Genomic DNA, 20,858 nt, shown 5'->3' with positions numbered 1-20,858 from the left:
ACTCCTATGAATGATGGTGAAGCGGATCGGGCATGCCATAGCGCCGCCCGGACGGCCGCAACAGGATATGTCCCACGAAGACGACGAGCACGTTCACAGCCAGGCACACGAGCCCGAGATTGATGCCGCCGAAGCCGATATGCAGCACGTAGCACACGATCGCGAGGCCCTGGCCGCAGACGATGCCTGCCGCCACCGCGCCTGGCCGCACCTGGCGTCGGGCGAGCAGGATCAGCATGCCGGGCAGGAACTGCGTCACGCCGTAGTAGGTCAGGTTGATGAGCAAGAGCATGAGGTTCGGCGTGAGCAGCGTGGTGGCGATCGACACCAGCAGATAGGCCACGATCACGAATTTCGCGGTGCGCTTCTGGCGCGTCTCGGGCAGGTTCGGAATGAGATTGCGCGTGACGATCGGCCCGATCGCGAGACAGATGCCCGCGAGCACGAGCAGCCCCGAGAGCGCGGCGCCCGCCGCGACGAGGCCGAGCAGCCAGTCGGGCAGCAGGTGGACGGCGGCCGCGAAGAACGCGTCGTTGGGCGAGGCGAGCTTGAGGTTCGCGCTGAGCGCATAGTACGAGGCCACCACGAGGAACGGGTACATCAACATGTAGAGCGGCATCGCGATCTGGGTCCGGCGGATCGTGTTGGGCCCGCGCGCCGTGAAGAAGCCCTGCGCCGCGAACGGCATCATGTAGAAGCCGAGCGACTGGAACAGCATCGTGCTCATGGAAAAGCGCAGCTGCGGCGGCGTCATGGCGTTGCTCACCTGGTGGCTCGCGGCATGGAACACCTCGTGCGTGCCGCCGGCCATCCACGCGGCGGCCACGCCGGTCACGACGATCGCGAGCAGCATCAGGATGTCCTTGAGCACCGCGATCCAGGCGGAGGCGCGCACGCCGGAAATGGCGATATAGGTGAACGCGAGCGCGGCGCACACGACGATCAGCCAGACCGGCTGCACGTGCCACCCGAGTCCCTTGAGGGCGGACACGAGGCCCGTGAACTGAAGTTCGCCCCAGGGGATCAGGAACAGGATGGACGAGCCCGCCACGATCAACTCGAGCGCGCGGCTGCGATAGTGGCCCTTGAAGAGGTCCGCCTGGGTAATGGCGTTGTGCCGCTTGCCGGCCTCCCAGATGCGCGGCCCGATGAAATAACCAATCGGGTAAGCCAGCAGGATGTAGCCGAGAAACCAGATGCCGTAGGTCGGCCCTTTCGCATAGATGCCGCCCGGAAAGCCGACCATCGTGCCGATGCTGTAGATCTCGCCGGCCGTGAGGAAGAACACGAGCGCGACGCCGAACTGGCGCGACGCGACGAAGAAGTCGTGCACGCTCTGCTTGCCGTGGCCGCGCCGGGAGCGGATGGCGAGATACAGCGAAAAGGCGATCAGGAGCGAGAAGACGAATGTGGACATGCGCGGCTCTCCAGGGTGGAGACGGTGGGATGGGCGGCGGTGGCGCGCGAATGCGGTCTGCGCCGCGGGCGCCCGCTAGTGCTCGTTCGCGTAGCGGTGCCGGTCGAAGCAGCGCCAGCAGATGAAGAGACACCCGGAGGTCAGCAGGAACCAGGCGAAGATCCACGCGTAGATGAAGGGCACGCCGAAGACGTAGCGGTCCTGCTGCGCCGCCACCCAGGGCAGCGCGCCGATGACGCCCAGAAAAGGGAGGCCGATTCCGATCAGATACCTGAGCATCCTTGTCTCCTTTTGGGGGCCTGGGCGCCCTGCTCCCGTCGCGAGCCAGGCCGTCTTGTTGTACCGAGTATCGGCTGACAAAAACGCGCGCGGCTAGTGCCAGACGCGCCTTATCGTTGAGTCCAGGCCGCGTCCGGGCCGGCGCCGCCTCGTGCCGGTGCTGCCCAGGCGCCGCGCCGATAGCTGAGATAATGAAAGCGCCCCAGCCTCAAACCCCACCCCAAGGAGCCACTGTGAGCCAATCCGCATCCTCGTCCGCCCCCAATCCGGTACGCCGTGTCGCGTTTCTGGGCCTCGGCGTGATGGGCCATCCCATGGCCGGCCATCTCGCCAAGGCCGGGCTCGACGTCACGGTCTACAACCGCACCGCCGCAAAGGCTGCGCAATGGGTCGCCGAATACGGCGGCCGCGCGGCCGCCACGCCGCGCGAAGCGGCCCAGGGCGCCGATCTGGTGCTCGCCTGCGTCGGCAACGACGACGACCTGCGCAGCATCACGCTCGGCGCGGACGGCGCCTTCGCCGGCATGGCGCGCGACGCCGTGTTTGCCGACCACACGACCGCCTCCGCCAACGTGGCGCGCGAGCTTTCGGCGCAAGCCGCCGAGCATGGCCTGCATTTCATCGACGCGCCCGTGTCGGGCGGCCAGGCGGGCGCCCAGAACGGCAAGCTCACGATCATGTGCGGCGGTGAAGCCGCGGCCTTCGAGCGCGCGAAGCCCACGCTCGCCCGCTACGGAGCGGCCGTGACGCTGGTGGGCGCGGCGGGCGCCGGCCAGCTCGCCAAGATGGTCAATCAGATCTGCATCGCCGGCCTCGTGCAGGGGCTGTCCGAGGCGATCAACTTCGGCGAGCGCGCCGGGCTCGACATGGCGCTCGTGCTCGACGTGATCGGCAAGGGCGCCGCCGCGAGCTGGCAGATGGACAACCGCGGCAAGACCATGATGGCCAACAAGTTCGACTTCGGCTTCGCCGTGGACTGGATGCGCAAGGACCTCGGCTTCTGCCTCGACGAAGCGAAGCGCAACGGCGCGGCGCTGCCGGTCACGGCGCTCGTCGACCAGTTCTACGGCGACGTGCAGCGCCTCGGCGGCAGCCGCTTCGACACGTCGAGCCTCATCTGGCGCCTGCGCAAGCTCGACGGCGGCGCATAAGGCGTACCTGGGCGGCGGCCCTCGCAAGGCGCCGGAAGCCCGCGGATGCCTTCAGGGCCGCCGCATGCAGTGCCTCACGCTTCGCACCCTGCGAGGCTCAGCGCCACCAGCGTAGCGGGCGCCGCAGCGTGTGCCGCTCGAGCCGCACCGTCGGCATGCTGTCGAGGAACGCGAAGGCCCCTGCCTCTTCCGGGCCCATGCGCCGCTCGCGTTCCTCGTCGGCCTCGACCGTGCGTGAGGTATCGATGAAGAGCGCCGCGACGATGCCCAGCGCCAGCAAGCCGGCCGAGATCAGGAACGGCACGTTGTAGCTGCCGGTGTGCTGGATCAGGTAGCCGAACACGACCGGCGACACCATCCCCGCAATGCCGAAGCCCGTGTTCATCATGCCGCCCGCCGTGCCCGCGTACTTGCCGGCGATATCGAGCGGCAACGTCCACAGCACCGGATTCGTGATCTCGAGGAAGAAGAACGAAGCGGAGAGGAACAGCACCGCGACCATCGGGTTCGCGACGGACACCATGGGCAGCAGGAAAATGAGCGAGCCGCCCATGCCGGTCACGAGCACCGAGCAGCGCGCGAAGCGCAGCCGGCCCGTCCATTTGTAGATCCGGTCGGAGACCACGCCGCCGAGCGTGTCGCCCACCACGCCGGCGAGCAGCGGCAGCGCCGTGAAGAGCGCGAGCTGCTTGAGGTCGAAGCCGCGCGACTCCTTCAGATACGACGGTAGCCACGTGAGATAGACCCACAACAGCCAGCCATAGCAGAAGTCGACGAACGTGACGAGCCACATGCGCCGCACGAGCTTGCGCCATGGTGTCGCCGCGTGCTTCGCGCGGTCGCAGTCGCCCTTGCAATAGCCGATCTCGGCGGTCTCTTCGGGCGTGACGCGCCGGTTCTGTTCCGGCGAGTTCGTGAACACGAAGAGATAGAGCACCGTCCACATGAGGCTCGCAATGCCGAGCAGGATGAACGCGTCGCGCCAGCCGCCCGCCACGACCACCGCGAGCACGAGCGGCGGCGTGATCGCGCCGCCCAGGCGCGCGAAGCTGTGCGTGATGCCCTGCGCGAATCCGCGTTCGCCCACCGGCATCCAGTACGTGAACGCGCGTGTGGCCGTCGGAAACGCCCCGCCCTCGCCCACGCCGAGCGCGAAGCGCAGCCCGACCAACATCGCGACACTGCCGGCAAAGCCCGTGGCGAGCGTCGCCGCGCCCCAGATCAGCGAGAGCACGGTGAGCACGAGCTTCGGACCGAACTTGTCCGAAAGCCAGCCGCCGATGATCTGCATGACGGCATAGGGATAGGCGAATGCGGAAAATACCAGGCCGAGCTGTACCGCGCTCAGGCCCATTTCGTGGCGGATCAGCGGTCCCGCGACCGCGATGTTGACGCGGTCGATGTACGAGATGAAATACATCAGGCACATGACCGCGAGAATGATATGGCGCGTCTTGACGCGCTGCGCGTGCTGCTTCATGTCGTCGTCTCCTGAGTCTCTCTTTTGTGTCGCTTGTATCGGCGGGTCGGATGCGTGCAGCGGTGTCTCAGCCCGAGGGCGTCACGAGCTTCAGCCGCTGGACCTTGCCCGAGGGGCCGCGCGGCAACTCGGTCACGAAGCGGAACTCTTTCGGCGTTTTGTAGCGGCCCAGTTCGCGCAGGCAGTGCTCGCGCAGCGCGTTCGGGTCGGGCGCGCCCTGCCAGTGCGCCTCGCGCGCCACCACGAACGCGACGATCTCCTGCCCATAGGCGGGATCGGGCACGCCGACGGCCGCCGCGTCGAGCACGCCCGGATGGCGCAGCAGCGCCTCGTCGATCTCGCGCGGCGCGATGTTCTCGCCGCCCTTGATGATCAGTTCCTTCGAGCGGCCGTTGATATAGAAGTAGCCCTCGTCGTCGCGATAGCCGAGGTCGCCAGTGCGCAGCCAGCCGTCGGTGGTAAACGCCTTCGCCGTGTCCTCGCCGCGCTTGTAGTAGCCGTGCATGACCTGGGCCCCGCGCAGCACGATTTCGCCGCACTCGTTTGGTCCGCATTCATGGCCGTCACGATCGATCACGCGCGCTTCGCCGCCCGATGGCAGGCCGATGCTGCCGATGCGGCGCTGCGATGCATCGTACGGATTGCTAAAGACGGGCGCGGCGGTCTCGGTCATCCCCATCGTTTCGATGACGCCGATGCCGAAGCGCGCCTCGAACGCGCGATGATGGTCCGCGGGCAGCGCAGCCGACGCGCTGCGGCAGAACTTGAGCGCCGAGAGGTCGAGCCCGCGCGGTTCGTCGCCGTTGAGAAGATAGGCGACGATGGTCGGCACCACGTTGATCCACGTGCAGCCGTAGCTGGCGGCGTCGCGCCAGAACGTGCGCCCGGAAAAACGCGGCGTCAGCACCACCGAGCCCGCGTGCCAGAGCGGCGCAAGCAAGGTCACGACGAGGCCGTTGATGTGATAGAGCGGCAGCGATGCCAGGACGCGGTCATCGTCGGCGAGCCGGTGCTCGAGGCTGATGTTGCGCGCGTTCGCATGAAGGCTGGCGTGGCTGAGCAGCACGCCCTTCGGCGCACCGGTCGTGCCCGAGGTGTACATCAGCAGGGCGATGTCGGCAGCAGCGGGCCCGGACTGAGTTCCCACGGGCGGTGAGTCCAGCACCGGGAGGCCCGCGAGGCTCGCCGCCGCCGGCACAGCGCTCGCCCCATGGGCGGCCACAGTTTCGAGTGCGGGCAGCACCGGCAAGGCAACGGCATCGGGCTCCGTGCGCACGAGCGCGATGTGGCGCGACATGCCCTGCTCGCGCAGCGCGGCGAGCGCCGCCGCGAGCGCGCCGCTGGTCTGTGCGCTCGCGAAGATCATCCGCGTATCCGAATGCTCGACGATATAGGCAAGCTGCGACGCCTGGCAAAGCAGGTTGAGCGGATGCGCGATCAGTCCGCTGTACATCGCGCCGAGCAGCAGCGTGGCAGTCTGGATGCCGTTGCCCATCAGCACGGAAACGACGTCGCCCGGCTTGAGGCCGGCGTCGCGGAAGCGGCTCTCGAGCGCGCGGCAACGCTCGAGCAGCGCGCCGAAGGTCAGCGTCGCGCCCGTCGCCGTGGCGCTGCCGGCGACTGCGCCGGCATCTTCGCTGGCGCCTTCGTCGGGCGCGGCCAGCAGGAAGGGCTTGTCCGGATACTGTGCGGCGCGGGCTTCGATCAGCGCGCGGATCGTGGCGGGCGCGCTCATTGGCCGAACCTCCGGAAATAGTCGCCGAGCAAGGTGTCGAGCTCGGGAACGTGCTCCGCGATCGGGTACGCCACGCGCGTGATGTTCAGGTACTGGCGAAAGCCGAGATTGTCCGAGAAGTTGTTGCGCCCCCAGGTCCCGCAGCCCATCGAGAGCGAGAACGGCAGGCCGTTGTCGAAGTTGCCGCCCGTCGCGAAGCAATGCGCCTGGTTGACGATCACGCGCGCCACCGGCAGCGTGGAACCCAGCGTCACGGCTTGATCCGGGTCGTCCGTATGCAGGCCAACCGAGTGACCCGCGCCCATGTACGCGTAGAGACTGCGCACGATATCCGCCGCCGCGCTGAAGTCGCGCGCGCGATAGACCGTGAGCACCGGCGCGAGCTTTTCGCCCGAAAACGGATGCGCCGCGCCGAAGCCGCTCTCCTCGACCATCAGGAACGCGCTCGTACGCGCCGCCACCTCCGCCAGTTCGTCGAGGCCGGCGGCGTGCGCGATCTGCGCCGCGGATTTTGCGGTGCAACGCGAGGAGAGCTTGCCGTCGGTCCACATCACCGCTTGCAGTTGCGCCTTTTGCTGCGCGTCGAGCAGCACGCCGCCACAGGCGCCGAGTTCGTGCAGCATCGCGTCGTAGACCGCCTCGTCGATCACGGTGCTGTTCTCCGACGAGCAACTCGTCGCGTTGTCGAAGGTCTTCGACGCGGCGATCTTGTGCGCCGCATCGCGAAGGTTCGCCGTGCGCGTGACGATCGACGCCACGTTGCCGGCCCCCACGCCGAAGGCCGGCGTGCCGCTGGCGTAGGCCATGCGCACATTGGCCTGCGAGCCCGTCGCGACCACGAGGTCGGCTTCGCGCATCAACGCGGCGGTGGCAGCCTTGTCCACCGGCGCGGGCAGCATCTGCACGAGCGCCGGGTCCAGCCCCGCCTTGGCGAACTGCGCGTGGATGAAGCCGATGAGCGCCTCGCACGCGCCATAACCCTTCGGCGAAGGCGCGACGATCACCGCATTGCCGCACTTGAGCGCGTTGACGATCTTGTTGACGGGCGTCGCGGCCGGATTGGTGGAGGGCGTGATCGCCGCGACGACCCCGACCGCGCGCGCGATCTCGACGATGCCCGTGGCTTCGTCACGCGCAATCACGCCACAGGTCTTTTTCCCGTGCAGGTCGCGCAGCAGCCCGAGCGTCTTGCGATAGTTCTTGCGGAACTTGTCGTCGGCGTTGCCGAGCCCCGTGTCGCGCACCGCCAGCTCGGCCAGCTCGCGGTTTCGGCCGGGCTCCATGATCGCCCACGCAGCCGCCGCCGCGGCGGTATCCAGGGTGGCCTGCCCGGCGAACTCGAACGCTTGCTGCGCCGCACGCGCACGCGCTACGAGCGCGGCGATCTGCGGCGCGGCCGCTTCGGGTTTGTCCGCACCGGCGGCATTGGCAACGGTCTCTCTCACATTCATCGGCGCGCTCCGATCAAATAATTGGCTGTACTGCCAATCTATTCATCGGCGCGTGAATGCGAGTCCCGATTCCCGCACATTCGGTGACACACGGCTATGACGGCGCGGAATATGCGATTTTCGGGACTTTCACCAGTCCCGAAAATCGCACCGGGAGATGCACAATGACGGGAAAGCTGGCGTCGACCGCACAAGGGCAACCGACGCAGGAGACAAGCGTGTCCACATCGAACCAATCGAATGCGGCGGCAGTCCGCGCGTTCCGCGTGCTGGAAACCCTAGCCCAGGCGGGCCGTCCTTTGGCGATGATGGATCTGGTCGATGCGCTCGGTTTGCCCAAGCAGACCGTGCACCGCATCCTGGCGCAGCTCACCGACGCGTGGCTCGTCACGCGCGGCGCCAACGACAAGCTCTACGAGTGTTCGGCGCGCGTGAGAATGATGGCGGTGAACGTGCTGATGCATGCGGGGCCGGCGGCGGCGCGGCATTTGCTGCTCGAACAGCTCGTCGAAAAGATCGGCGAGACCTGCAATCTCACCATGCTCGCCGGCAACGACGTGGTCTATGTCGACCGCGTGGAGACCGAATGGCCGCTACGCATGCATCTGCAGCCGGGCTCGCACGTGCCGCTGCACTGTTCGGCGAGCGGCAAGCTGTTGCTGAGCTTTCTGCCCAAGGAGCGGCGCGACCGCATGATCGACACGCTGCCGCTGCGCGCGCATTCGGAGCAAACGATCACCGACCGAGAAGCGTTGCGCAAGGAACTGGCGGTGACACGGCGCCGCCAGCTCGCGATCAACAATCAGGAGCATTTACAGGGCTTGATCGCGATCGCCGTGCCCGTGATGCTGGACCGCAACCGTGCGTGCGCGGCGATTGCCGTCCAGGCGCCGGTCGGGCGCGTCGCGCTCGACGACCTGCTCGCCTTCGTGCCTGAACTGAGGCATGCCGCAACCGAAACCGCGAAGACGTTCCGCGAGTAAGGCTGCATTTAGCCACCGGCAACGCCTCGGGGCGAGAAGCCTCCCACTAGGAACGCTGATAGTAGAGATTCTGCGGATGCCGCGCTTCAGCAAAGAAAAACCAGCGCTCCGCCACCAGTCCCGCGTACTGGATCACGGCCGCCAGGCAAAACACCGCGAAGGATAGCCCCACGGATCGAATGCCGCCGCCGATCGCCACGAGGCAGAAGGGAGCGAGGAACGCCGCGATCAGGAACGCCCACTTGATGCGTTTGAGCGCGCCTGGCGTCTTGCCGTGAAAGAACTCGCGCAGATTGAAGGCCCCCGCCGTAAACCCGCGCGACTTCTGCTCGACGCGTGCCGCACGAATGCCGGTCGCGCTTTGCACGGTCGATTTCGGGCGCAGGCGCGCATTGCGGACGAGCGAGGCCGTGCGCGACGCGCAGCCCGCCAGCGTCAACACGCAGGCGCAGACGGCAAGCGGCACCGCCATGGCCGGTGCGAATCTTGCGGCGCACGCGGTCGCGAGCGTGAAGCCGGACGCGCAGCCGAGCAAGACGAAATTGACCAGCGTGAGTGGCGTCGCCCATTCCTGCAGAAAGCGCAGGCACGCGTAGATCATCGCGGTGCACACGAACAGCAGCAGGCTCGCGACGGCTGCCACGCCCCCGATTGCCAGGGAATACGAGGCCCCGAGCAGGTGCGCGAGACCATAGGCGAACGTGCAGGCCAGAAACGCGGGAAGACACAGGCATTCGCGCGACAGCCACGAGGTGCGCCACATCGCGATGGCCCGCCATGCCCGCTCGGGATGGCCGAGATGAAAGAACGACGCCACGAGCCCCAATGCGCCCAGCGCGCACGAAAGCGCCGCACCGACGACATAGAACATCGCCGGAACCGCTGCCACGTCGCCGAAGCCGAGCCGTTGCGCCAGCTCCACGCCGACGAGCGCGATCAGCAAGCCCTGGCCCGCACCGCTCAGTGTGGTGAGAAACACCACGGAAAATGCCGGATTCATACCGTTCTCCACTCTTCGATTCGGGGTGCGCCATGCGGGCGCGCTGGCGTGCTCATACGCGCGTGGCGACCGACGCGAGATTGAGCGCGCCGTGTTCGACCTGCGCTTCCAGCGTATCGGTCTCCCCCGTGCCCGCTGTCTTGCACGAACACGAGCCGCTGCCGCAGGACGTCACCGGTTGACGCGGCAGATAGTGATTCGACGGCCGGGTTCCCCACTCGGGCATCAGCTGATAGCCGCCCCGTTCGCGGATCGCCTTCGACACGACCGACTCCGGATCGTGAATGTCGCCAAAGAGGCGCGCCGAGGTCGGGCACGCCAGCACGCACGCGGGCTTGCGATCGCGCTCCGGCAGCGCTTCGTTGTAAATGCGGTCGGAGCACAGCGTGCACTTGGTCATTTCCTTGCGCGCTTCGTCGATTTCGCGCGCGCCGTAGGGGCAGGCCCACGCGCAGTACTTGCACCCGATGCAGCGGTCGTAGTCGACCAGCACGAGGCCGTCTTCCTTGCGCTTGTAGCTTGCTCCGGTCGGACAGACCGGCACGCACGGCGGGTCCTCGCAGTGCAGGCACGACTTGGGGAAATGAATGGTGTCGGCAAGCGGAAACTCGCCGGCTTCGAACGTCTGCACGCGGTTGAAGAACGTGCCCGACGGATCGGCGTCATACGGGCGAAAGTCGGCGAGACTGCCCGCCTCGCCTGACGTGTTCCATTCCTTGCAGCTCGTCACGCACGCGTGGCAGCCCACGCAGACGTTCAGATCGATCACGAGCGCCATCTGTGTCATAGCATGCTCTCCGTTTCACTTGCGTTGCGTGGCTTTCGCAAGACGCGCGGCAAACTCGCCGCGCCCGGCGAAATACGTCTGTACGACGCGATGGATGAGGCCGCCCGCCCCGGTGCCGTTCGTGCCGACGGCGCCGGGCAGCGCGGGCATGGGGGCGAACTGCGGCAGCGTGTGGTCGGCGTGCGCCTCCGCCGGGTAGATGCGCACGCGCACGTCGTACCACGCGGCCTGCCCCGTGACCGGATCGGAGTTCGACGTGCGCGTGTGATCGGCACGCTTGACGGGAATCTCGTCGGCGATCAGGTGGTTCAGCAGGAAGCCGCGCTGCGATTCGTTGGCGTCGGGTCCGAGATTCCACGCGCCCGCCGACTTGCCGATGGCGTTCCACGTCCAGACCGTGCCCGGCTCGACCGCTTCGCTGTAGCGCGCGAGGCACCGCACCTTGCCCCATTGCGATTCGACGTAGATCCAGCCGCCGTCCTCGATGCCCTGCGCCGCCGCCGTGCGCGGATTCATGTACAGATAGTTCTCGCCATGAATCTGCCGCAGCCAGGCGTTCTGCGAGTCCCACGAGTGGTACATCGCCATGGGACGCTGCGTGACGGCCGCGAGCGGATACTGCGCGTGATCGGTCGCGTCGTGCTCGAGCGGCGGATGCCAGAACGGCAGCGGGTCGAAGTACTGCTCGATGCGCGCGCGCAAATGCTCGGGCGGTTGCCGGCCCTTCGTCTTGCCCTGGGCGGCGAGCCGGAACTTCTGCATCACGTCCGAGTAAAGCGCGATGACGATCGGCTCGTTGAACTTGCGAAAACCCTTTTCGACGGCGAAGTCCAGGTAAGGCCCGTTGCAGTTGCGCATGTACTGCAGCGACTCGGGCAGCGTGTAGTGGTAGACGCAGTTGTGCTTCGCGTACTCCTCCCACTGCCGCGGGTTCGGTTCGCCGACCAGCGCCTTGTCGCCGTCCTTGCCGCGCCAGCCGATCAGGAAGCCCACGCCCGAGCCCGGCGCCGTCTGGTGATTGATGATGAAGTCCGGATAGTCGCGGTATTTGCGCGTGCCTTCGGGCGTCGTGAAGGCCGGCAGCTTCAGGCGGCTCGCCAGCTCGACGAGCACTTCCTGGAACGGCTTGCATTCGCCCGTCGGCGGGACGACGGGCACGCGCACGGAGTCCACCGGACCATCGAATTCGGAAATGGGCCGGTCGAGCATCGACATCGCGTCGTGGCGTTCGAGGTAGGTCGTGTCGGGCAGAATCAGATCGGCGAAGGCCGTCATCTCCGACTGGAACGCATCGCACACCACGATGAACGGAATCTTGTACTCACCGTTCTCGTGCTTGTCCGCCAGCATCTTGCGGACTTCCATCGTGTTCATCGACGAATTCCATGCCATGTTGGCCATGAAGATCAACAGCGTATCGATGGGATACGGATCGCCGCGCCACGCGTTCGTAATGACGCTATGCATCAAACCATGCACGGCGAGCGGGTACTCCCACGAAAACGCCTTGTCGATGCGCACGGGCTCGCCCTTGGCGTCGATAAACAGATCTTCGGGCGCGGCGGGCCAGCCCAGCGGACCGTTCGCGAGTGGCGTGTTCGGCTTTACATCGTCGGGGCTGTTGGGCGGCTTCGCCGAGGGCGGCACGGCACGCGGATAAGGCGACTTGTGCCGGAAACCGCCGGGCCGGTCGATGGTGCCGAGCAGCGACATCAGCACTGCGAGGCCGCGTATCGACTGAAAGCCGTTCGAATGCGCGGCGAGCCCGCGCATGGCGTGAAAGGCAATGGGCGCACCCGTCACGGTTTCGTGCGTTTCGCCCCAGGCGTCGGTCCACTGAATCGGCAACGTAACCTTTTGATCGCGCGCGACATCGGCCATTTCCTGGGCCAGCCGGCGGATCGTCGCGGCGGGAATGCCGGTGATCTGCGCCGCCCACTCCGGCGTGCAGTCGGCCACCTGCTCGCGCAGCAACTCGAACGACGGCGCGACGGGCGTGCCGTCTGCGAGCGTGTAGCGCCCTTCCAGCGCGGGACGCGCGCCAGGCGCGTGATGCGGCACTGCGCGCTGGCTCGCGGCGTCCCACCAGAGGTGATTCTGCGGAAAGAGCGGATTGCGCACTTCGACCGTCGGGTCCTGCACGAACAGGCCATACGTATCGCGGTCGGCGCGCAGGTCGAGCAGTTCACCGGCATTCGTATAGCGCTCGACGAACTCGCGGTCATACGCATTGCGTTCGATCAGCTCACGCATGAGCGCCATGAACAGCGCGCCATCCGTGCCGGGACGGATCGGCACCCACTCGTCGGCGATTGCCGCGTAGCCCGTGCGGATCGGATTGATGGCGATGAAGCGGCCGCCCGCGCGCTTGAACTTCGAAATCGCAATCTTCAGCGGATTCGAGTGATGGTCCTCCGCGGTGCCGATCATGAAGAACAGCCTGGCGCGGTCGAGGTCCGGTCCGCCGAACTCCCAGAACGAGCCGCCCATCGTATAGATCATGCCGGCCGCCATGTTCGCCGAGCAGAAGCCGCCGTGCGCCGCATAGTTTGGGGTGCCGAACTGTTTGGCGAACAAGCCTGTGAGCGCCTGCATCTGGTCGCGGCCCGTGAAGAGCGCGAATTGCCTCGGGTCGGTCGCGCGCAAGTGCGTGAGGCGCTTTTCCAGCATGTCGAACGCGGCTTCCCAGGAGATGGGCTCGAACTGGGCGTTGCCGCGCAAGGCGTCCGGTTTGCGCAGCAGCGGCTGCGTGAGGCGCGCCGGCGAATACTGCTTCATGATGCCCGACGAGCCTTTGGCGCAGATCACACCCTGATTGAGCGGATGCTCGGGGTTGCCGTCGATATAACGAACCTCGCCGTCGCGAAGATGCACGCGTATGCCACAGCGGCACGCGCACATGTAGCATGTCGTGGTCTTGACCTCGAGCTTTTCGTTCTGCGTGCGGGGCTGATGTTCCATCGCTCCTCCAGATGCGCTTGCGGTGCAGCTGCACAAACTTTGTGCGGACAATGAATATCGTATAAATGAGCGGCCAATAGAAAAACTCGCAATTTGCGATCTCATTCATCGGCGCGCCCGATAGTTGCGGGCGGCGCGAGTGGATTGACGTCTGGATTCGAAGCTGGACGGGGCTGCGGGGAACGAGGCCGCGCGGCGGCACAGCGCGTTACGCGCGCACGAGCGTGGGTTGCTTCACTTCATGACCGAACAGGAGACTGACGATTTCCCGTGTCGGCACGCTGGTAACGTTGCTCGCTCTTTCATGCTTCGCGTTTCATGACAGATGCCTTCTGTTGCGGATGAGTCGATCGTTGTCCCGGCTGGGGGGCAGCAACGATCGAGCCCGAAGTCAGGGCGAGACGGGGTCGGTACTAAACAGTGCATCGAGGAGGTTCGACGCTGGACGGTCCGCGAGCCGCGCCAACGACTCGACCATGCGGACCTGGCAGTCGGCGAGCGCAATCGCACGGACGCCCGGCGAGCCACCGAACTCCGCCCGCGCGATGACACCCACGCCAACGCCCTGCGCGATGGCGGTTTGTAATGCTTCGCGACCTTCTACGTACAGCACGGGACGCACTTGCAGGCCCTTGCGCACCAGTTCCGCTTCGAGCAGTTGCTGCGTGACGGATTGCGTTTCGCGGAAGATCATCGGTTCGAGCACGAGCGCCTCGTAGCTGAGCGCCGCCTGTGTGGCTAGCGCGCTGCCGGCAGGAACGACGGCGACGAGCGGCGCCTCGCACAGCACCCGCGTTTCCAGGCCGGCATGCACGACCCGCGCGGCAGAGATCGCGGCATCGACAACGCCAGCAAGCACGCGCTGCATGCACTCGGTCGCGTTGGCCACCGAGAGTTTCACCACGATGCCCGGATGGCGCATCCGGAACGCGCCGATCAGCCGCATCGCCAGGTCCGGTGCGTCGGCGACGAGGGAAAGCTCGCCCGACTCGAGCTCACCCGCGGCTTCGAGCAAGCGACGGGCGTCGCGCTCGCAGGCCACCATCTGGCGTGTCACCGCGTAGAGGCGCCGTCCGAGGTCCGTCGGTTCGACACCCCGCGCGGTGCGCTCGAATAGCTGTACGGCATAGTCCTGTTCGAGGCGCCGCACGTGATCGGAAATCGCCGGCTGGGTAAGCGCAAGCGCGCGGGCTGCCTTCGAAAAGCCGCCCTGCTCCGCCACCGCATGAAATGCCCGCAATTGCGAATAATGCATGTTGCCACCCTGGGAGGACGATGCCGTTGACCCGCTCGCGAGCAGCCCTTCAGTTGCCCTCAATCACTCAGTCAACTCTTCATGCGCAACGAGCGCGGATCGTATGGCGCTTGCAGATGCAGCGTCGCGGGAATCTGCTCTCCCGCCACGTCGATCGTGTAACGCCCCCGGGCGAGCCACGCGGCATCGACAGCCCCATCCGGGCGCGAAAGATAGCCCATGGCAACCGGGCAGCCGAGCGTGTGGCCGAAGGCGGCCGACGTGACCGAGCCAACCGGCCTGCCGTCGCGCAGAATGCCTTCGCCGCCCCATAGCATGCGGTCGCTTGCGCCGTCGGCGCTGAACACGGCGAGTCGACGCTGCAATGGCTGGTCGCGCAGACGCAGCAGTGCGCCGCGCCCCCGGAAGGCGATGTCCTTGTCGAGCTTGCACGCAAAGGCGAGCCCGGCTTCGAAGGGGGTGTGCTCGGGCGAGAGTTCGCGGCCCCACGCGCGGTAGCTCTTCTCGAGGCGCAACGACTCGATTGCGTAGTAGCCCGCATTCACCAGCCCGAACTCTTCACCCGCCGCGTGCAGCGTCTCGTAGACGCCCACGGCGAATTCGACGGGAACGTACAGCTCCCAGCCCAGTTCGCCGACGTAGGACACGCGCGTTGCGCGCACGGTCGCATAGCCGATATCGACTTCGCGGCTTTGACCAGACGGGAAGGCCGCGGGACTCCAGTCCGTCCTGGAGACACTCTGCAGCAGCGCCCGCGAGTGCGGCCCCATCACGGCGAGCACCGCGTACTGGCTGGTCACGTCGACGAGCACGCAATGCCGGTCGTGCCCGATCGCTTTCTCGAGGTAGTCGAAGTCGCGCGTCGCCTGCGCGGAACCTGTGACGACGAGATACTGGTCTTCCGCCAGGCGCGTGAGCGTCACGTCCGACTCGTAAGCGCCGCGATCGTTCAGGATGCCGGAATAGATCGTGGTGCCGACCGGCACGGCGACGTCATTGGCGACGATGCCCTGCAGTGCCGCTTCCGCGTCACGCCCCTTGACGAGCAGCTTGGCAAACGATGTCATGTCGAACAGCGCAACGCGCTCGCGGCAGGCGCGGTGCTCCGCGCCGCTCCACGCCAGCCAGTTCTGCTGGCCGAACGCGTACTCGATGCGCGCCTCGGCGGGCTTTGGCGCGAAGAAGTTGGCGCGCTCCCAGCCCATCTTGCTGCCGAAGCACGCGCCGTCGTCGGCAAGCAGCGCATGGAGCGGCGAGCGCCGGAACGGCCGCGCCGTGTCGAGTTCCCGATTAGGCCAGGGCATCGCATAGTGCAACCCCAGCGTTTCCTTTACGCGGTCGCGCAGCCAGGTGTCGTTGCCGTTGAAGCGCGCAAAGCGGCGGATGTCCACGGGCCACAGATCCATGGTCGGCTCGCCGGCCACGATCCACTCGGCGAGCGCCATGCCGGCGCCGCCCGCCGAGGCGATGCCCATCGAGTTGAAGCCCGCGCCCACGAAGAAGCCGTGCAGCTCGGGCGCCTCGCCGAGAATGAAGTTGTTGTCCGGCGTGAACGATTCCGGCCCGTTGTAGAACTGGCGAACCTGCGCCGTTTCAAGCGCCGGCACGCGCTGCAAGGCATTTTCCATCAGCACTTCGAACTGATCCCAGTCGTCGGGCAGCAGCTGAAACTCGAAGTTCTCCGGAATCCCGTTCATGCCCCACGGCTTCGCATTGGGCTCGAAGCCGCCCATCACGAGGCCGCCCACCTCCTCCTTGAAGTAGATGAAGCCGTCGGGATCGCGCATGACGGGCAAATCGGGATGCACGCCCGCGATGCGCTCGGTCACGATGTAATAGTGCTCCGCCGAATGCAGGGGCACCGTGACGCCAGCGAACCGGCCGACCGCCTTTGCCCACTGTCCCGCGCAGTTCACGACGAGGTCGGCCTGCAGGGTGCCTTCGTCGCCGTCCTTGTTGCGCCACGTCACCCCGGTGACGGCGCGCCCCGCGCGCGTGGCGGCCGTGTGCACAGCCGCAATTCGCGTGTTCTCGACCACGCGCGCGCCGCGCATGCGTGCGCCGCGCGCGAGCGACTGCGTCAGGTCCGTCGGATTCGCCTTGCCGTCACCCGGCAGCCAGACGGCGCCAAGCAGGTCGTCGGTGCGCATCACCGGCCACAACTCGCCCGCCTCGCGCGGCCCGATGACGTCGCAGGTCACGCCATAGGCGCGCGCCGACGCGGCCGTGCGTTTCAGCTGGGTCATCCGCTCCGGCGTGCGCGCCACCGAGAGCGATCCGCATTGCTTCCAGCCCGTGGCAAGTCCCGTTTCGGCCTCGAGTTCGGCATAAAGGGCCGTGGAATAGCGAATGAGCTTCGTCATGCTGTGCTGCGCGCGCAACTGGCCGACAAGACCCGCCGCGTGCCACGTCGTACCGCACGAGAGCACGCCCTGTTCGAGCAGGACGATGTCGCTCCAGCCGAGTTTCGCGAGATGGTAAGCCACGGAGCAGCCGACGATACCGCCGCCGACGATCACGACGCGCGCATGCGCAGGGACAGGGGTAGGCATAGGGTGGGCCTCGATGCGGAGTGAAATGCGTTGCGAGGACAGCTACCGCGCCAAATAATGCAACACGACGCCACAAAAAACAACTCCATTTGCCACGAGCCCTGGGCGCTTGCCGTGGGGTCTCTGCCTCGTCTGGGTGGCGTGGCACCGCGCGACCGTCATAAAACAACGGTAATTTGCCACGTCTTCGACAGGAACGAACGGTTCGGCAATTTGTGGTATTTTGTGGCTTACCCTTGTGCGTCCAGTTCACGGGCAACGCCGCGCTTTCCTTTCCTGAAAGGCAACACCATGCCAGATGACCGCGCCGCCCCACCCCTTGTTCCACCCGCGCCGCTGAACCGCCGTCTCGCCGTCGGACGCACCGACTACATTCTGCAAAGCCTCGATGCGAGCGGCTCAGTGAGTGTCGCCGACATGAGCATGACGCTCGGCGTCTCGCGCGAAACGATCCGTCGTGATCTAAAGGCGCTCGCGGAACAGGGCCGCCTGAGTCTGGTCCACGGCGGCGCGGCGAAGCGCGCGGTTGACGAACCGTCGCTTGCCACGCGCGAAGCGGCGAACGCAGCGGGCAAGGCGGCCATCGGCGCCGCGGCGGCGCAGCTCGTCGCCGACGGCATGGTCGTGCTGCTCGATTCGGGGTCCACCACGCTGGGCCTCGCTGCTGCGCTCACGAACCACAGCGACCTCACGGTCATCACCAACAGCCTGCCGATCGGCCTGCTCCTGTGCCGCGCGCCCGGCGTGAAAGTGATCGTGCTCGGTGGCGACATCGAGCCGAACGACGAAGCGGCATTCGGTATCGAGACGATGACCGCGCTCGCCCACTATCGCGTCGACCTCGTTTTTCTCGGCGTGAGCGGTATCTCGCCGGAAGGCGAATTCACCGACTACTCGCGGCTCGCCGCCGAGCAGCGGCATCTGATGATGAACGCCGGCAAAGCGGTCTACGTGCTCGCCGACCACACCAAGTTCGAGCACGGCACGCCCGTGCGGATCACGCCCGTGCCGCACATCGCAGGCGTCGTCGTCGATGCGCCGCCGCCCCCGCGTATCGCTCGTGCGTTCGAACTGCAGCAGTGGCGAGTGATCGTCGCGAGCGGCGAGCGCTGAACCGCATACACGGGCGTTAGCCCATCCATCTCCACGTCGTTCCCCTGCGCGCACGCAGTGCCGGGTCGCGCTGCGGCCTGCCGCGGCGCATCTGACGCAGTCACTGCCGACGCATCAGCGTATCCCCTGGTGTTGTGGCAAATAGTGGCATATTGACTGTTTTTGTTGCACGTCCTAAAGTGACTTCAACACGGCAGTCAGACAGTCAGAACAGACCTTCACGGAGACACCCCATGACGGCAACTTCCACGGCTTCCTCCCCTGCAGCTTCAGAAACCGGCGATCCGCTGCTCCTCACGCCCGGTCCACTCACCACCTCGCGCACCGTCAAAGCGGCAATGGTTCACGACTGGGGCTCGCGCGATGCGAACTTCATCGCAATCAACCGCTCAGTGCTCACGCGACTCGTCAGGATAGCGAACGGTTCGGATGACTGGGTAACCGTGCCCATGCAAGGCTCGGGCACGTTCGCCGTCGAGGCCATGCTCACGACCTTCGTGCCCGCCGATGGCGAAGTCCTCGTGCTGATCAATGGCGCCTATGGCAAGCGGGCGAAGCGCATTCTCGACATCGCCGGGCGCAGGACGGTGGTGCACGAAACCGCCGAAGACACGCCGCCGGACCTCGCCGCGGTCGAGGCGCTGCTGGCGAGCAACCCTTCCATCACGCACCTGTTCACCGTTCACTGCGAGACGACCTCGGGCATTCTCAACCCCATCGCGCAGATCGGCGCACTGGCGGCCAGATACGGCAAGGGCTATCTCGTTGATTCGATGAGCGCCTTCGGCGCGCTGCCCATCGACGTGCAGGCCATGCACATCGACGCGGTCGCCGCATCTTCCAACAAGTGTATCGAAGGCGTACCGGGCCTCGGCTTCGTGATCTGCCGGGTCGAAGCGCTCAAGCGCACGCAAGGAAACGCCACCACGCTAGTGCTCGACCTGCACGACCAGTGGCTCAACATGGAGAAGACGAGCCAGTATCGCTTCACGCCGCCCACGCACGTGATCGTCGCCTTCCACCAGGCGCTCGATGAGTTCGATGCCGAAGGCGGTGTAGCCGGCCGCGGGGGACGCTATCGCACCAACTGCCGGATCCTGCTCGACGGCATGCGCGCGCTCGGCTTCCGGCCGCTGCTCGCGGATGCGCTGCAGGCGCCGATCATCGTCACGTTTCACATGCCCGATGACCCGCGCTTCGTTTTTGCCCAGTTTTACGGGAGTTTGAAGGCGCGCGGCTTCGTGATCTATCCGGGCAAGCTCACGGTGGCCGACTCGTTCCGCATCGGCTGTATTGGCCGGATCGGCGAAAAGGAAATTCGCGCCGCACTCGCCGCGATCGGCGAGGTCCTCGAAGAAATGGGCATGGTCGGCCAGATCGAAAAGACAGCCTGAATGGAGACGCAATGAGCACGCTGAATGACACCGCAGTGGCCGTGAACGGCCGCGAATACCGCTTTCCCGCCGCACCCGTCGTGGTGATCTGCCTCGACGGCTCCGAGCCGGCGTATATCGAGGAGGCCATCAAGGCAGGCCGCGCGCCGCATCTGGCGAAGCTGCTGCGCACGGGCACGAGCCGCATTGCGCAGTGCGTGATCCCCAGCTTCACCAACCCGAACAATCTCTCGATCCTCACGGGCCGCCCGCCGAAAGTGCATGGTATTGCGGGCAATTATTTCTACGACCGTGCGAGCGGCGAGGAAGTGATGATGAACGACGCGCGTTTCCTGCGCGCTCCGACGATCTTCGCGGCGTTCCACGACGCCGGCGCGAAAGTGGCGGTCGTTACTGCGAAGGACAAACTGCGCACGCTGCTCGGCAAGGGGCTCGACTTCGCGAGCGGCCGCGCCATTGCGTTCTCGGCCGAAAAGGCCGATCAGGCGACGCGCGAGCAAAACGGTCTTGGCGACCTGCTCGCGTTCGTCGGCAAGCCGCTGCCCGACGTCTACTCCGCCGATCTCTCCGAGTTCGTGTTCGCCGCCGGCGTGAAGCTTCTGGAAACGTTTCGCCCCGACCTGATGTATCTCTCGACGACCGACTACGTGCAGCACAAGGCCGCGCCGGGAGCGCAGAAAGCCAACGACTTCTACGCGATGTTCGACCGCTATGTGGGCAAACTCGACGCCGCAGGCTGCGTGCTCGCGATCACGGCGGACCATGGCATGAACGACAAGCACCGCGCGAATGGCGAACCCGACGTGCTCTACCTCCAGGACCTGTTCGACGAGTGGACCGGTCAGGGCCGCACGCGCGTGATCCTGCCGATCACCGATCCCTACGTCGCGCACCACGGCGCACTCGGCTCGTTCGCCACCGTCTACCTGCCCGAGGGCACCGACGCGGCCGGCGCGGCGACACTGCTCGACAAACTGCGCAACACCGCGGGCGTGGACCTCGCGCTGACGAGCGAGGCGGCATGCGAGCGCTTCGAACTGCCACCCGACCGGATCGGCGACCTCGTCGTGGTCGGCGCGCGCGCCAAGGTGTTCGGCACCAGCGCCGCGCGCCACGACTTCTCCGGCCTCACTGAACCGTTGCGCTCGCATGGCGGGATCTCGGAGCAGGACGTGCCGCTCATCGTCAACCGCAAGACCGACTGGCCACAGGGCCGCGCGCTGCGCAACTTCGACATCTTCGATGTCGCGCTGAACCACGTCGCACAAGCCGCCGCCGCTTGACAACGAATGCCCCCGCA

Annotated in this window: 15 protein-coding genes; 5 read left to right on the top strand and 10 right to left on the bottom strand. The window is 66.3% G+C overall.

Annotated features, from left to right (window positions below; translation table 11 throughout):
- Positions 1–4: 4 nt before the first annotated feature.
- A complete protein-coding gene (locus AB4Y44_RS15025; RefSeq protein WP_368700058.1) occupies positions 5–1,417 on the bottom strand; it encodes a sodium:solute symporter in 1,413 nt (470 codons plus the stop codon).
- A gap of 75 nt (positions 1,418–1,492) precedes the next feature.
- Positions 1,493–1,696, bottom strand: a complete 204-nt coding sequence (locus AB4Y44_RS15020) for a DUF3311 domain-containing protein (protein WP_324157821.1) — start codon at positions 1,694–1,696, stop codon at positions 1,493–1,495.
- A 233-nt stretch (positions 1,697–1,929) separates the two neighbouring features.
- Here AB4Y44_RS15020 and AB4Y44_RS15015 point away from each other — a divergent pair, with 233 nt between their 5' ends.
- Entirely contained in the window at positions 1,930–2,847 is a 918-nt protein-coding gene (locus tag AB4Y44_RS15015) for an NAD(P)-dependent oxidoreductase (RefSeq protein WP_368700057.1), read from the top strand.
- A 97-nt stretch (positions 2,848–2,944) separates the two neighbouring features.
- Here AB4Y44_RS15015 and AB4Y44_RS15010 read toward each other — a convergent pair whose 3' ends face one another.
- From AB4Y44_RS15010 to AB4Y44_RS15000, 3 genes are all read right to left on the bottom strand, one after another.
- Complete coding sequence (locus AB4Y44_RS15010; RefSeq protein WP_342922361.1) at positions 2,945–4,327, bottom strand: MFS transporter; 1,383 nt, start codon at positions 4,325–4,327, stop codon at positions 2,945–2,947.
- A 67-nt stretch (positions 4,328–4,394) separates the two neighbouring features.
- Positions 4,395–6,062 (bottom strand): AMP-binding protein, encoded by a 1,668-nt coding sequence (locus AB4Y44_RS15005; RefSeq protein WP_368700056.1) that lies wholly within the window; start codon positions 6,060–6,062, stop codon positions 4,395–4,397.
- Positions 6,059–7,513 (bottom strand): aldehyde dehydrogenase family protein, encoded by a 1,455-nt coding sequence (locus AB4Y44_RS15000; protein ID WP_368700055.1) that lies wholly within the window; start codon positions 7,511–7,513, stop codon positions 6,059–6,061. Before AB4Y44_RS15000 ends, AB4Y44_RS15005 begins: the two co-directional genes overlap by 4 nt.
- Before the next feature lie 218 nt (positions 7,514–7,731).
- On the opposite strand from AB4Y44_RS15000, the gene AB4Y44_RS14995 reads away from it, so the two are divergent.
- Entirely contained in the window at positions 7,732–8,496 is a 765-nt protein-coding gene (locus AB4Y44_RS14995; RefSeq protein ID WP_368687784.1) for an IclR family transcriptional regulator, read from the top strand.
- A 46-nt stretch (positions 8,497–8,542) separates the two neighbouring features.
- On the opposite strand, the gene AB4Y44_RS14990 is transcribed toward AB4Y44_RS14995, so the two are convergent.
- From AB4Y44_RS14990 to AB4Y44_RS14970, 5 genes are all read right to left on the bottom strand, one after another.
- The gene (locus AB4Y44_RS14990; RefSeq protein ID WP_368700054.1) at positions 8,543–9,496 is read right to left on the bottom strand and encodes a dimethyl sulfoxide reductase anchor subunit family protein; all 954 of its coding nucleotides are present in this window, start codon (positions 9,494–9,496) and stop codon (positions 8,543–8,545) included.
- Positions 9,497–9,548: 52 nt separating this feature from the next.
- On the bottom strand, positions 9,549–10,283 hold the full coding sequence (locus AB4Y44_RS14985; RefSeq protein WP_368700053.1) for a 4Fe-4S dicluster domain-containing protein: 735 nt from the start codon (positions 10,281–10,283) through the stop codon (positions 9,549–9,551).
- Positions 10,284–10,298: 15 nt separating this feature from the next.
- Positions 10,299–13,244, bottom strand: coding sequence for a molybdopterin oxidoreductase family protein (locus tag AB4Y44_RS14980; protein WP_368700052.1), 2,946 nt, complete (start codon positions 13,242–13,244; stop codon positions 10,299–10,301).
- Positions 13,245–13,635: 391 nt separating this feature from the next.
- Positions 13,636–14,499, bottom strand: coding sequence for a LysR substrate-binding domain-containing protein (locus AB4Y44_RS14975; protein ID WP_368700051.1), 864 nt, complete (start codon positions 14,497–14,499; stop codon positions 13,636–13,638).
- Positions 14,500–14,570: 71 nt separating this feature from the next.
- Positions 14,571–17,051: an FAD-dependent oxidoreductase gene (locus tag AB4Y44_RS14970; protein WP_368700050.1), complete on the bottom strand. Its 2,481-nt coding sequence runs from the start codon at positions 17,049–17,051 to the stop codon at positions 14,571–14,573.
- 291 nt (positions 17,052–17,342) lie between these two features.
- On the opposite strand from AB4Y44_RS14970, the gene AB4Y44_RS14965 reads away from it, so the two are divergent.
- The 3 genes from AB4Y44_RS14965 to phnA all read left to right on the top strand — a co-directional run bounded on the left by AB4Y44_RS14965 (position 17,343) and on the right by phnA (position 20,841).
- Complete coding sequence (locus AB4Y44_RS14965; protein ID WP_342922369.1) at positions 17,343–18,164, top strand: DeoR/GlpR family DNA-binding transcription regulator; 822 nt, start codon at positions 17,343–17,345, stop codon at positions 18,162–18,164.
- A gap of 233 nt (positions 18,165–18,397) precedes the next feature.
- Positions 18,398–19,558, top strand: coding sequence for a 2-aminoethylphosphonate--pyruvate transaminase (locus tag AB4Y44_RS14960; protein ID WP_368700049.1), 1,161 nt, complete (start codon positions 18,398–18,400; stop codon positions 19,556–19,558).
- Positions 19,559–19,569: 11 nt separating this feature from the next.
- Complete coding sequence (gene phnA / locus AB4Y44_RS14955) at positions 19,570–20,841, top strand: phosphonoacetate hydrolase (RefSeq protein WP_368700048.1); 1,272 nt, start codon at positions 19,570–19,572, stop codon at positions 20,839–20,841.
- The last annotated feature ends 17 nt before the right edge of the window (positions 20,842–20,858 follow it).

Source organism: Paraburkholderia sp. BR10937 (assembly GCF_040965695.1).
Lineage (GTDB): Bacteria > Pseudomonadota > Gammaproteobacteria > Burkholderiales > Burkholderiaceae > Paraburkholderia.
This window is presented reverse-complemented; position numbering and strand designations above follow the sequence as displayed.